The sequence below is a fragment of the uncultured Bradyrhizobium sp. genome (assembly GCF_964252615.1).
Lineage (GTDB): Bacteria > Pseudomonadota > Alphaproteobacteria > Rhizobiales > Xanthobacteraceae > Bradyrhizobium.
Map to the genome: position 1 here is coordinate 1 of NZ_CAXUNQ010000081.1, position 12,147 is coordinate 12,147.

A 12,147-nucleotide genomic window follows, 5' to 3' on the forward strand; every position below is an offset into this window, starting at 1 on the left:
TCGCCACAGCCGCGGTGGCGGCGTTCGATCCCCTCGAATACATCGCCTCCCATCCAGACCTGATTGCGTTGCGACGGCAGGATGCTAAGCGTGATGGGTTGTCGCGGAGGCGTTGCAGAGCGCGCAGCGGACGCCGCATCCTTCAAGGTTTTCCCCACGCCAAGCGTATGAGTTGTACTCTTATTAAGTGCGCGTAATCCGCGCAAAAGTTTCATGAGCAGGAACCTCAATTACAGGTTGCTCACGCAAAAAAACTCTGTAAAGACGTTTTTCGAAAATCAAGAATGTCGATCGTTTGAAAGATCGGATCGGGCAGGGAACGGGCGTGCTAAGATTCTTGCTGACGAACAAGCCATGTTTGACCGTGGCGCCCGCGACCGGTGTTACCGCGCGCCTCGCGTTGATAACGTGCCAAAGGGTAACCTATGAACAGGGCTGAAGCCTGGGAGCGATCTGATACGCCGTTGCTCCGCGAGGCGGCGCTGCGCGAGCCGTTCGCTGAGCTTGGCGGCGCTCACGCCCTGAACGGCAGCTACACAGCGCCCGGCCACCCACAGCCGCAAGCCGCACCACCGCCGAAGACGGTGGCCCAGGTGCTCGCGAAAATCGCCTGGCGGGCGCCGGTGGATGATCTGGCGGCGAGACGGATCGACGGCGGTGATAGGTGCTTAACCGCGGTGGAATGGAAGAGTGTGAGCAACGTGCGAATTGTCGAGATTGTCGCGCCGTTCGGTAGGGAAGCGGAGATGAGGCAGCGGTCAAGCGGTTACTGATGATTGCACAAATTACGAAAACATCTGCGTTGGTTGTCGGAGCTGCAGTTACACTTATAAGTGAAGGTTCGAGCGGTTTGATTTCACGAAGATCAGCAATACGGATTCTTGGCCTTGGGGCATTATTGGTTGGCGCTAGGCTGGCCGTCGATTTTACTTCGGCTGCAGCATACGTTTATCCAGAATACGACTTCGGTCAGTTCTGGTTAGCATTCTTGCTTTTTATCGGATCACTCCTTGTTGTGGTGATTCTCGCCTTTGTTCGTTTCTTTCAGAGACGATTTATCGAAAGCCTAATCGTTTTAGCTCTTCTTTGTATGCCGTTCTCATTCCGAGAAGTGGTTGACAGGCACTATTGGAAATTTCGAATCCATAAATCCGATTACCAATCTGCCGTACAGAATGAGACAGGTCCTTCGCCTAAATATCGCGTCTTTAACTGGGGCAATCGAAATACCCACTTGTGGGGCGGCGGATATATTATTGAGGGCATTGTGTATGACGAATCTGACGAGGTTGCTCTCCCCCTGGAGCGGCGGTCGTTCCAATGGATCAACCGGAGAGCACACCCCTCTTCTTCAGATCGGTGGGTCACCACGCTGCCCGAACGGTACCCAGCATGCAAAAGGATCATTAAGCCGCTTGGGGAACATTTCTACTATTTATCTGAAGAATGTTGAGACGCTGAATGTTGCTGATGAATCCTAGGAGAAAGCTATGACAACGGTTCTAGCCGCTGGTCAGTTCGGAGATGAGACGTTTACTGTCTTATCGGTAAAGGGCGTCGTCGTGAGGCGAAATGGTTGAGGGATAGCACGGGATACAACTATGTTATTGACCCGAGTAGCGAGGGAAAGCCGTATATTATTCCTCGAGATTATAATCCTAATACGACGACGTCCTATTTTGCCGACAAGCTTAATATGGCATACTCCATTGACAACGCGTTGGGCCTGGGTAGTGGAATCTCGTCGATAACGGCCACAATGTATCCAGAACTCTACAATGCGTTCAAGCAAGGTGGCTGGGCAGATCTTCAGCGACCACTTGTTGACAAAACGGATGTTGTTCGGGCCTTTATACCAGCGGCGAATTTTAATCTTGGTATTGCTTCTGCTGCAGGCGGTGTTTCAACTCTCGAAGCTACGTTCTTTGGAGGCATGTACAACGTAAAGCAAAATGGAGCGTGGAAGTTTATCGACAATCTTTGGGAATTTGGGAACAATCCGGGTAATGCCCAGCATATCCAAAATGGAGCCAATTTATTCAGCCAGGGAGCGGTGGGAATTCCCTATTCTGGAAGCTCTACAATCAGTCCTGACGGACGTCAGACGACTACGAACATTGATACCAATGGGGATGGCCATACGGATATCATCATAACGACTGCACGAGGGGCCGATAATAGCGAGACCCAAGATGTCAAGTATCTTACGCCGGCAGGAGCAACGCAAGAAGCGACAGTCACGGCCCTCAACCCCGGTCGTTCCGAGGCCACCACTAAAATCGACGCTAACGGCGATGGTTATTGGGACACCGAAACCGTCGCAACCTACAACAGCCATGTTAAACTTAATGACACGATAAATGATAATGGTACTTCCACGCATACGGTTTTGACACTGGGGCCGAGTCTTGGTCATCCGAAACCTCCACATTCGACGCCTATCAACGTCTTCAATCGCAGCGCGTAGTGCTCGATGGCAGCGGTGAGCAGATAAAGCAGTTCGACCCCAACAACACTCATCCTTACGACGAACTGGATATCGACGAAGACTCCAGTGGCCACATCACCGCTGCCAAGCCCAGGATCGACGGCCAGCCCGCCAGCGCCGACTTCTCCGCGGTGGGGCAGGTGCTGGGCTCGGCGCTGGGGCGGGCGCTGGCGCCGAACAACCCGTTCGTGCAGCTTTCGGCCGGCACGGTGATCGGGGCTGCCGGCCAGCGGCTGGCGCAGGCGTTTGCCGGCTCGCTTGCGACCGACGGCGCGACGGTCGATCTCTCCGGCGCGTTCGCCAATTTCAAATTTGCTATGCACGACACGCTAGAGATGCTCTTCAAGTTCCACCAGGCTTTTAGCTTGCGTGACGCTAAATGATTTGTTTAGCATCATCCGCTGCTCTAGCTGTGCTTTAACATGAGCAGAAATTGATGATATCGCTACGGTTAACATTCATCACAGTGTTTCTGTTATTTGACACACAGCATTCAATGAGTGTGGAGCTGAAAAGCGATATCTTTTGGAATACTTTAGTTGTTCAAAAACTAATTCCGACGCAAAAGCGTGTGTTCGCTATTGCGGTAAGCACCCATTCCTCCAAAGTTGATCTAGCGGAGGTAGATTGCCTGTCACTCGATCCTAACTGGGCGCATGTTGACCGCGTAGATCACTCCGATGACGACGCGATGCGCAAAGCTGTTGCTGCTCATCTTAAGAGACAGATGCCGAACAATCCAACTTGCCGATTCTTTATTCGGTGGACCGTGATTCACGAAAAAACATTTGCAGTTCGGTATCGAGGTCATCCCTCAGTGACCCTTATGTCCTTTGGTATCTGCGAGAAATCTCTAAATGGTCTAACCGGTCAGCGATGCTTGTCAAAAAATATCTGGCTGTTCGACAATATCACCTCGGCGGTCGATGAGTATACCTTGGGAATTAAGGCGTTTGCTTCGTCATCTAACGCGGAGTGGACGATCTTAAACGTTTCGCTCAGATGAATAAGTTCCAATTTGGAATGAGGAGCTGATATGGCGAGCCTACGTCGGTGATGTTTGGAGATATTCAGTATCAGGTTTCTAACCCAGTGCAGAACAACTTTGATGGTTACTATTATCAAAGAGCCAGAGAAGTCTCGAGAGACGGCTCGGTTGAAGGTGAGTTTATCTTTCGCTCTTCCATACCCGACAGTAGAGCGGGATTGGTAGATCCTGAGGGCGGCATGAATCTGGCCTACGGATTTGCCGTTTCCGTCTATGATTTGGCATCTGGTGCCTACCGAGTAATTACTGTGGGTAGAAGCATTACATCGGGAATTAGTCTAGAAACGTCAATAGGAAAACTGGTTAAAGACGGCGTGGATGGCATCGAATATCCAGAAGGACTTAAAGTTGGATACCAATCATGGCCAGGACAGATATTCCGTGGGACCCTTCCACGTTAAATTCGGATTCTGCGCCTCAATGGGCGCCGGGTCCAATCGAGCGACTCTTTGTTTTAAATTCTTTTGCAAATCAAGTTGATCACTATTCCAATTTGACTGGCCTAACGGTGTCCGATCGTATTCCAAATGCAGATGGCGGCAGAACGGTTATTTCAAGAAGCGAGGACGGATTTACGGTTATTTTTCACGAGCGTGCCGATGGAATCGTGGACAAGATTGTCACTCGTGATCCGTTAGGAAACGAAACAACGGAAGATAATTGGCGAAGTAATGGTCTGCTAAAAAAATATTACGACACTCAGAATTCGCACCCCTACACTGAACTCGACATCACCGAAGACGCCACCGGCAAGGTCACCGCCGCGCAATTGCGGATCGACGGCCAGCCCGCCACCGCCGACTTCTCCGCGGTGGGGCAGGTGCTGGGCTCGGCGCTGGCACCGAACAACCAGTTCGTGCAGCTTTCGGCCGGCACGGTGATCGGGGCTGCCGGCCAACGGCTGTCGCAGGCGTTTGCCGGCTCGCTTGCGACCGAGGGCGCGACGGTCGATCTCTCCGGCGCTTTCGCCAATCAATGTCGGCATCGCGGGCGCCCGGCGCGGAATGGTCGGGCCTGACCGCGCCGTCGTCGCAATCCGGCGCCGAGCAACTGGCCACCCTGAGCGGCGACCTCAGCGTGGCGCAGGATTACGAGAACTATCTCAACAACCGCGAAGCCATCAACGCGGTGATGGCGGCGAACCCGGATTCGGCCTTTACTGCGGGCTGGATTGCAACCTTTGCTAGAGTGAACGATCTGCACCTCAACCAGTACGGCAAGAGCGACTTCCTCGGCGGGCTGGTGGGCTATCTGGATTCGGTGGGCAAGGCCGGGCTCGGCTTCGACGCCGCCAATGTGGCGGTGACGCAAAGCGGCGCCGGCGTCACAGTGGCGATCAAAGTGCCGAATGGCACCGAGGTGCCCGGCGCGCTGTCGGTGTTCGCCTCGCAAATGAGCCAGCGACGCCAGCGGCACCACGGTGAAGCTCGTAATCGCGGGGCAACGATGTACAAACCGACGATCGCCGCCGCAACGTCCTTTTAGAGCGCGGAACGGAAACCGGGTGCTTCGGGGTTTTCCAAGCGCTAGCGTAAGAGTTGTACTCTCACTAAGTGCGCGTAATCCGCGCGAAAGTTTTGTGAGCAGGCACCTCAATTACAGGTTGCTCACGACAAAAAATTTGGTAAAGCATTTCCAAATAAGAATGCCGATCCTTTGAAAGATCGGCTGGGGCGAAAATGGGGTGACGCGGAGATTTCTGCAAACGGAATACGGACGGGCTATAATGGTGATCGCTTGGGCGTCGCGCTGTGGCGCTGGCCGGCGACTTATCGCGAAGCAGATCGACGGAATTTGGAGTCAATGGCGTGCACTTTATTTTCCTGCGCGAGCTCAGAATCCTTCCATTTTTTGGAACTGCGTGTCTTGCAGTTGTGCAGCTGGCATTTTCCAGTTCAGTGCACGCGGTCGATAAAGTTACCGACAAACGAAACGCTATGAAAGTTGTGTATCAGCTGCCGCACCAAAAGTATGTCCACGGTCTTGCGTGGAGCTTTGACGGTTCCAAACTCGCAACACTGAGTGCGTTCGGCAGCCTCGTTACCATCTGGGACGCCAAATCAGGACAAAAGTTGAAAGAGATGTCGCAGTACAGCGCTGCTTACGCCGGCACCGCAATTTCGTGGACGCGGGACGGACTGTTGCTCTCATCCGCAGGTCCGAAGAGGCGGGACGAGGACATATACGCCATGAATCTGTGGGATCCGGCGACCGGGTCACTCATAAAAAAAATCGAAGGTCCACCTCTCGTAGCCGGAGGTCAACCGACCAATCAGGCAAGCATGTTTCATGTGTCCGCGAGCGGAGCGCTGCTCGCGATGACTACATCGAGCGCGAATAAGCTGGTGCTCTATGACACCAGCAACTGGTCGATCATGAAGACAATCAAGATCGCTCCGGTGCCGCCATCCGGCACGATGGTGTTTTCGTTTGCGTTTTCGCCGGACGAACGATCCATCGCCGTTGCCAACGGTCGGCACCTTCAATTGATCGACCTTAAGGACGAGTCGATCAAATTTTCCGCACTTACTTATCAGCAGTTCGGAATACGCGCGGGGCCGGTTATGGGCTCGATAGCATTCAGTCCTGATGGCCGCTCGATTGCGACCGCACCGATATTCTTCCCGAGTCCGGACGAGGATACCGGAGCGGTTCGAATTTGGAGCGCTGCGGATGGATCGCTTGTCGCTAAACTATCTGATGACGATGCAATCGTTCCACCCGCTAACAATCCATCGGCTCGAATGGTTGACTGGAGTCCGGATGGGACCAGACTGGCGGTCGCACGTGTTTCCAACATTGATCAGGTCTGGGAATTTGGAAATGATGTCTCCCAGAGCAAGATAATCTTCAGCCGTCGGGTCGGGCCGGCCGGCCTAGTCGCTTTCGCGCAGGATGGAACGCTTGCCGTCGGTGACGGAACATCAGTGCTCATCCTCAAATCTGATCACTGACTTATTCGGAGCAGCTATGCCCACACCAACCGATTATCTGCTGGTCGCTCAGGCAGCCTATACAACATATAATTCGACTCCCGTTTCGCCTAACGGCTGGTCACTATTGAAGTATGAGTACGCCACCGACACCGGGATGATGGGAGCCGCGTTCAAAAATAACGCAACTGTGAAATCATTATCGGATTTCAAGGAACTAACGAGAAGTCAGGAAATTCGGCGTTTATCGCTGCCCAATGGGAAACCAACAAGCAGATTGGCGCTGGGAAGATTCCGGATGCTTATCGGGATGCCGAGACCTTTGCTAGATCAGTGATTGCGGACTATCCGCAGGCCCAGATTTTTGCGGATGGCATTCGCTGGGAGGAGCGTTCGCACAATTTGTTGCCCTTCAAACCGGCATTGGAGGGGCCAGTTTCGGTGGCCCGCAAATCGTCGATTATGTTGATAGTCACGCGCACGATAATTTCACAAATTACATTAACTATGGAGACCCGGTCCCAACGGTACCGCAGGTATTTAACGGGATTGCCGATCCTAGAGATTTCGTGATTTCCGATCATGTGGGAATTACGGTGTATCTAGGGAATCCATTCGCTTGGCTAAATCCCGTGGGTGTTGTTGGCCTCTGGAATCATGACTTGGGAAAGTACGCGGACAATCTGGCAAGTTCTCAATTCGTAAATATCGATGTCCCGTTTAATATTGATCTGAACACAGTATTCGGAGGACAGCCAAACTTTGGTGGACCAGGCAATACTCAATCCGCCGTTCTGGCGGACGGAACCTTAGTTACGACATATTACGCAGTGGATGGAAGTTTAATGGGAAACAGGACAGTCGCTGCTGATGGAAACGGTAGCGTCTCTCTTTTTGCGACCGGTGCTCAAAGCTGGATCAAGGAAACCGGATTTTTCAACGCGAAAGGACAGCTCACTTCTGCAGAATCTCAAAAGGTCAACGGCGACCTTGAGCGTACGTCCTTCGATGCGGCAAATAACCAGTTTTTTTATGCACGTACTCTTACAGAGGATTTGAACGGCGCTCTCAAAACGCAGCGCGACGTTTTTGACGACGGCAACTCACTCCTCCAATCCTTCGACCCCTCCAACACCCACCCCTACAGCGAACTCGACGTCTCCACCGACCCCACCGGCAGGATCACCGACGTCCAAATTGTGCTCGACCCCGCCGTCGCTGCGGTAGGTTCGGTGGCGCAGGTGTTCGGCTCGGCGATCGGGCGGGCGCTGGCGCCCGACAACCAGCTGGCGCAGGTTGCGGCCGGCGCGCTGGCCGGAACGGTGGCGAGCGCGATCGGCCACAGGTTCGGGCAGGTGCTGTCGGCGTCGCTGTCGGACAACGCCGCGCAGATTTCGCTCGACGGCGTGTTCAATAATTTCGGCCTCAATCTGGCGAGCGCAGGCGCGGGCTCGGTTGCCTCGCTGATCACCGCCGAGCTTGGCACCGCGCTCGGCCTCGACGGCTACGGCGCGCAGTTGTTCAACGCCGGCGTCGGCGGCCTCGCCAGCCAGGTCGCGACGCAGCTGGTGCAGAAGGGCGGTTTGTCGGCGCTCGACGCCATCAACTGGACCGAGGCGCTGGGCGGCGCCTCTGCCAGTCTCGGCGGCGCGGTCGGATCGATCCTCGGCAGCCAGATCGTGCATGCCGAGAACCAGGCCGGCGCCATCGGCGGCCAGTTGCTCGGCGCGGTCGGCAGCGTGCTCGGCGCCTCATTCGCGATCGGGCAGAGCCTTGGCCTGGTGCTGGATTTCGTGATCCCGGGGGTCGGCTCGCTGATCGGCACCATCCTCGGTACCTTGCTCGGCAACGCCTTCGGCGGCGGCACCCTGCATCCCGCCTCCACCCACATCGTCGACTGGACTTCCTATCTCTACACCGACCATCTCTATGCCGCGGTCGAAGGCGGCCAGACCGAGACCTCCAAGGCAATGGCGGACGCCACCGCCGGCGTGGTGAATGCCTATCTCGAAGCCGCGCACGGCGCCGCGCTGGACCACGGCAAGCAGATCATGATCGGCTACCAGACCGACGATCCGTCGCGTCCCTATTTCTCCGGCTGGCTGCCCGGCGTGACGCATTATGCCACCGCTTCGGAGGCGGTGTTCGCCGCCGCGCTCGAGGTGCTGCACAACACCGAGGTGATCGGCGGCGACCTGCTGCTCAAGCGGGCGCACCAGAACTCGGCCTATGCCGACAGCTCGGTGCTGGCCGGAGACCTTCAGGTCGCCGAGGACTACACGCGCTACCTCAACAACCGCGAAGCTATCAACGCGGTGATGGCGGCGAATGTGAGTATGGCTGGTTCTCGCAATAGTTGCAGAACAGTATTGTTCGCGTAAGAACATCTACAGCGTGTTCGACTCTTTTGAACACCTTCGCAGTTGATGCACCGAAGACGATGTGCTTAGTTTTGACGAAAGACACGCAAGGAAAGCGGATGGGACAAGATTGGCCATCAGCAGGGAAATTCATGCGAATGATCGCTGCAATCGCGGTCATCGGTACCTTGATCGTAAGTTCTGCATCGGTTGATGGTGTAGCAAGAGCATCCGTGTCGAGAGTTATTGAAATCTATGAACAATATGGGACCTACACGCTTGACGCACCGCCGCCTGAGATGCAGCCAATTGTCTTAAGTCTTCCAGAGCAGTTTCTCTATGGGAGCAGCAAGGAAGGATCGAGAAATTGGGGTGTGAATATCCTGACATACTATCCGAGCTTTACCAGTCCCCAGGATTCTATCAACGCTAGCTTTGGTCTTAAATGTGTTGGTATTTGCAATGGTCAAATCTTGATCTCGGTTCAGAATAGAAAGCACAGTATCAGCTCAACTTCTCCCAATATGGGAGACTTTATCGCGCGTACGGAACTTAAATGGTCGAAAACGCCGCCATATCCTTCAAATGTTGAAGTACGAGATATCGAACCTTCGGAGGGATTTGATGAGGCGTTTGAACATGTGACGAACGCGATAGTCTTTCCACTTACCAACAAGTATCAATTACCTGCTCAGACAAAGCGTACTTACCTAAGAAAAGCTGGTAGCAGCTATTACGATTTAACGGCGATCTGCAATGTGAATAACTTAAAAATAAGTTGTATTCTGCACTTTTCTTTGGACTGTAATCCCGCAATCTACATTACGGTGAACGGAGTTGATGGCTCTTATTTACACCTTGCCACGGATATCAAAGTAAAAACAGATCGGTTTGTCTCGGCGATGGTCAAGAAATCAGCTTGCGCCTATTGAGGAGAGATTGATGTCTTCGACCACATTGACTCAGGCGCAGCTTCAGCAAGTTATCGCTGTACAACAAGCAAATCCAAACAATCCGGCTGCGACGTGGGCTGCCTTAGCCTTGTTTGGAGATCAATACGCTGCCGCAGCACTTCAGGGATTAACAAATACGCAATCTGCATACGGTCAGGTGATCTCAAATTCAAACTGGGTATCCGGAGTTTCGGAAAATCAAATCGCGGCAATTCGGAATAGCGTCGCTGCGGGATACGTAAGCCTTCTCAAGCAACAAAATCTAAATTCAGACGGCACTATTGATCTGCTCAAGACAACTGCGATAGAAAGTAATTATTACAACGCCACAAATAGCAACGGTGCGCCAGCTACCGCAGCGATTGATTTGTCAATTGCTGTTTTAGCGCAAAATGGTTACACCAACGGTGAAAACTGGTACACTTCGTTTGGGGGTATCGGTCTAAACCTCGATCCGGCTCGTATTGGACCAGCTTCACCTTTATTGTCTAATATTTTGGTTGCTGAGGCTGCAGGTCATTTTCTCGAAACCGTCACTTTGACTGTTTTAACGGGAACGGGCAACGCAGTCGTTCCGGGGCCATTGAACGCGAGCGAGAACGCGATGCTCGCTGCGCTTAAAGCGATTCACGCGGCAGCGAGTGATCTTGTTCCAGGTGCGAATGGCGGCGATTTGGTTGATCCGACACTAAGAGACGGCGGAATCACCGTAACTCCCGTAAATTTCTTTTTTGAGGCACCTACTGGTGAAAAAATTGATGTCTCAATCGGAGACGCTCAAGCTACGATCCAAAAAACTGATGATGTAGGTGAAACGGCAATAACGGCGTTTGATATCACCAACAATCAACCTTGGTCATCGCAAACCTCCACATTCGACGCCTACCAACGTCTTCAATCGCAGCGCGTAGTTCTTGATGGCGGCGGTCAGCAGATAAAGCAATTCGACCTGAACAACACTCGTCCTTACGACGAACTCGACATCACCGAAGACGCCACCGGCAAGGTCACTGCCGCGCAACTGCGGATCGACGGCCAGCCCGCCACCGCCGACTTCTCCGCGGTGGGGCAGGTGCTGGGCTCGGCGCTGGGGCGGGCGCTGGCGCCGAACAACCCGTTCGTGCAGCTTTCGGCCGGCACGGTGATCGGGGCTGCCGGCCAGCGGCTGGCGCAGGCGTTTGCCGGCTCGCTTGCGACCGACGGCGCGACGGTCGATCTCTCCGGCGCGTTCGCCAATTTCAACGTCGGCATCGCGGGAGCCGGCGCAAGCTCGGTGGCCTCGTTCCTGGTCGCCGAGCTCGGCACCGCGCTGCATCTGGACGGCTTCGGCGCGCAGCTGTTCAACGCCGCGGCCGGCGGCTTTGCCGGCAGCGTGGCGAGCCAGATCGCCGGCAGGATGGCCGGCGGCGCCTCGTTCGATGCCGCGATCGCGACCTTCGACTTCGGCGCCGCTGCCAGCAATGCGGCCTACGGCATCTCCAGCCTGTTCGGCTCCTACCTCGGCCATGAGCTGGTGCCGGCGCAGACCCATGAGGGCGCGGTTGCGGGGCAGTTGTTCGGCGCGATCGGCAGCGCCATCGGCATCAGCGCGGCGATCAGCGCCGGGCTTGGCGCCGTGCTCAACTTCATCGTGCCGGGGATCGGCTCGCTGGTGGGCACTATCCTCGGCACCCTGGTTGGCGACGCCATCGGCCATCCCGCCCATCCCGCCGCGGTCGACCTGCTCGACCAGGCCGGATATTTTTACGGCTACACCCATTCCTTGGTGTCGGCGTCCGACGGCGGCGACTACCAGGTGCCGGACAGGATGGCCCCCGCCGCGGCAGCCATCATCAACGCGTATCTGACGGCGGTGAAGGGCGCGGCCCTCGACCATAGCAAGCAGACCATGGTGGGCTACGTCACCGATCCGCAGCTCTATTATGTCAGCGGCTGGGTGCCCGATCATACCAACCGCAACTTCCTCACCCCCGACGACGCCGTGCATGCCGCGGCCCTCGACGTGCTGCAGCATACCGAGGTGATCGGCGGCGACTTGCTGTTCAAACGCGCGCACCAGAACTCGTCAAATATCTCGAAAGCCGAACCCGCGAATGGCGGCATGCCCGGACAGTCACAGAACTCCGGCGCCGAGCAACTGGCCACCCTGAGTGGCGACCTCAGCGTGGCGCAGGATTACGAGAACTATCTCGACAACCGCGAGGCCATCAACGCGGTGATGGCGGCGAACCCGGATTCGGCCTTTACTGCGGGCTGGATTGCAACCTTTGCTAGAGTGAACGATCTGCACCTCAACCAGTACGGCAAGAGCGACTTCCTCGGCGGGCTGGTGGGCTATCTGGATTCGGTGGGCAAGGCCGGGCTC

Annotated in this window: 14 protein-coding genes; 13 read left to right on the plus strand and 1 reads right to left on the minus strand. The window is 55.0% G+C overall.

The genetic code is table 11. The features are described from left to right. Positions 1–215: hypothetical protein (locus tag ACFE72_RS23385; protein WP_375415510.1), on the minus strand; the 215-nt coding region annotated here is incomplete at its 3' end. A 210-nt stretch (positions 216–425) separates the two neighbouring features. On the opposite strand from ACFE72_RS23385, the gene ACFE72_RS23390 reads away from it, so the two are divergent. The 13 genes from ACFE72_RS23390 to ACFE72_RS23450 form a co-directional block, all read left to right on the plus strand. Further along, positions 426–773, plus strand: coding sequence for a hypothetical protein (locus tag ACFE72_RS23390; RefSeq protein WP_375415511.1), 348 nt, complete (start codon positions 426–428; stop codon positions 771–773). Continuing rightward, the gene (locus ACFE72_RS23395) at positions 773–1,453 is read left to right on the plus strand and encodes a hypothetical protein (RefSeq protein ID WP_375415512.1); all 681 of its coding nucleotides are present in this window, start codon (positions 773–775) and stop codon (positions 1,451–1,453) included. The genes ACFE72_RS23390 and ACFE72_RS23395 overlap by 1 nt, the downstream gene beginning before the upstream one ends. A gap of 306 nt (positions 1,454–1,759) precedes the next feature. Continuing rightward, positions 1,760–2,467, plus strand: a complete 708-nt coding sequence (locus ACFE72_RS23400; RefSeq protein ID WP_375415513.1) for a hypothetical protein — start codon at positions 1,760–1,762, stop codon at positions 2,465–2,467. Next, on the plus strand, positions 2,467–2,871 hold the full coding sequence (locus tag ACFE72_RS23405) for a hypothetical protein (RefSeq protein WP_375415514.1): 405 nt from the start codon (positions 2,467–2,469) through the stop codon (positions 2,869–2,871). Before ACFE72_RS23400 ends, ACFE72_RS23405 begins: the two co-directional genes overlap by 1 nt. A gap of 113 nt (positions 2,872–2,984) precedes the next feature. After that, the gene (locus ACFE72_RS23410) at positions 2,985–3,494 is read left to right on the plus strand and encodes a hypothetical protein (RefSeq protein ID WP_375415515.1); all 510 of its coding nucleotides are present in this window, start codon (positions 2,985–2,987) and stop codon (positions 3,492–3,494) included. A gap of 47 nt (positions 3,495–3,541) precedes the next feature. Beyond that, on the plus strand, positions 3,542–3,937 hold the full coding sequence (locus tag ACFE72_RS23415) for a hypothetical protein (protein ID WP_375415516.1): 396 nt from the start codon (positions 3,542–3,544) through the stop codon (positions 3,935–3,937). Next, positions 3,898–4,554, plus strand: a complete 657-nt coding sequence (locus tag ACFE72_RS23420; protein ID WP_375415517.1) for a hypothetical protein — start codon at positions 3,898–3,900, stop codon at positions 4,552–4,554. Before ACFE72_RS23415 ends, ACFE72_RS23420 begins: the two co-directional genes overlap by 40 nt. Next, positions 4,512–5,021, plus strand: coding sequence for a hypothetical protein (locus tag ACFE72_RS23425; RefSeq protein ID WP_375415518.1), 510 nt, complete (start codon positions 4,512–4,514; stop codon positions 5,019–5,021). Before ACFE72_RS23420 ends, ACFE72_RS23425 begins: the two co-directional genes overlap by 43 nt. Before the next feature lie 323 nt (positions 5,022–5,344). Further along, positions 5,345–6,490: a WD40 repeat domain-containing protein gene (locus ACFE72_RS23430; RefSeq protein ID WP_375415519.1), complete on the plus strand. Its 1,146-nt coding sequence runs from the start codon at positions 5,345–5,347 to the stop codon at positions 6,488–6,490. Between the two features lie 16 nt (positions 6,491–6,506). After that, complete coding sequence (locus tag ACFE72_RS23435) at positions 6,507–6,806, plus strand: hypothetical protein (RefSeq protein WP_375415520.1); 300 nt, start codon at positions 6,507–6,509, stop codon at positions 6,804–6,806. A 718-nt stretch (positions 6,807–7,524) separates the two neighbouring features. After that, positions 7,525–8,850 carry a hypothetical protein gene (locus ACFE72_RS23440; RefSeq protein ID WP_375415521.1) on the plus strand — a complete coding sequence of 442 codons (1,326 nt, stop codon included), beginning with the start codon at positions 7,525–7,527 and terminating at the stop codon, positions 8,848–8,850. Positions 8,851–8,948: 98 nt separating this feature from the next. Further along, positions 8,949–9,761, plus strand: a complete 813-nt coding sequence (locus ACFE72_RS23445; protein ID WP_375415522.1) for a hypothetical protein — start codon at positions 8,949–8,951, stop codon at positions 9,759–9,761. 10 nt (positions 9,762–9,771) lie between these two features. Next, the coding region (locus ACFE72_RS23450; RefSeq protein WP_375415523.1) for a hypothetical protein at positions 9,772–12,147 on the plus strand (2,376 nt) is incomplete at its 3' end.

What these genes read in the sequence shown, in the direction of transcription:
- ACFE72_RS23400 (WP_375415513.1), top strand. Translation starts at nt 1,760, where the DNA reads ATGTATCCAGAACTCTACAATGCGTTCAAGCAAGGTGGCTGGGCAGAT.
- ACFE72_RS23395 (WP_375415512.1), top strand. Translation starts at nt 773, where the DNA reads ATGATTGCACAAATTACGAAAACATCTGCGTTGGTTGTCGGAGCTGCA.
- ACFE72_RS23425 (WP_375415518.1), top strand. Translation starts at nt 4,512, where the DNA reads ATGTCGGCATCGCGGGCGCCCGGCGCGGAATGGTCGGGCCTGACCGCG.
- ACFE72_RS23410 (WP_375415515.1), top strand. Translation starts at nt 2,985, where the DNA reads ATGAGTGTGGAGCTGAAAAGCGATATCTTTTGGAATACTTTAGTTGTT.
- ACFE72_RS23445 (WP_375415522.1), top strand. Translation starts at nt 8,949, where the DNA reads ATGGGACAAGATTGGCCATCAGCAGGGAAATTCATGCGAATGATCGCT.
- ACFE72_RS23435 (WP_375415520.1), top strand. Translation starts at nt 6,507, where the DNA reads ATGCCCACACCAACCGATTATCTGCTGGTCGCTCAGGCAGCCTATACA.
- ACFE72_RS23390 (WP_375415511.1), top strand. Translation starts at nt 426, where the DNA reads ATGAACAGGGCTGAAGCCTGGGAGCGATCTGATACGCCGTTGCTCCGC.
- ACFE72_RS23420 (WP_375415517.1), top strand. Translation starts at nt 3,898, where the DNA reads ATGGCCAGGACAGATATTCCGTGGGACCCTTCCACGTTAAATTCGGAT.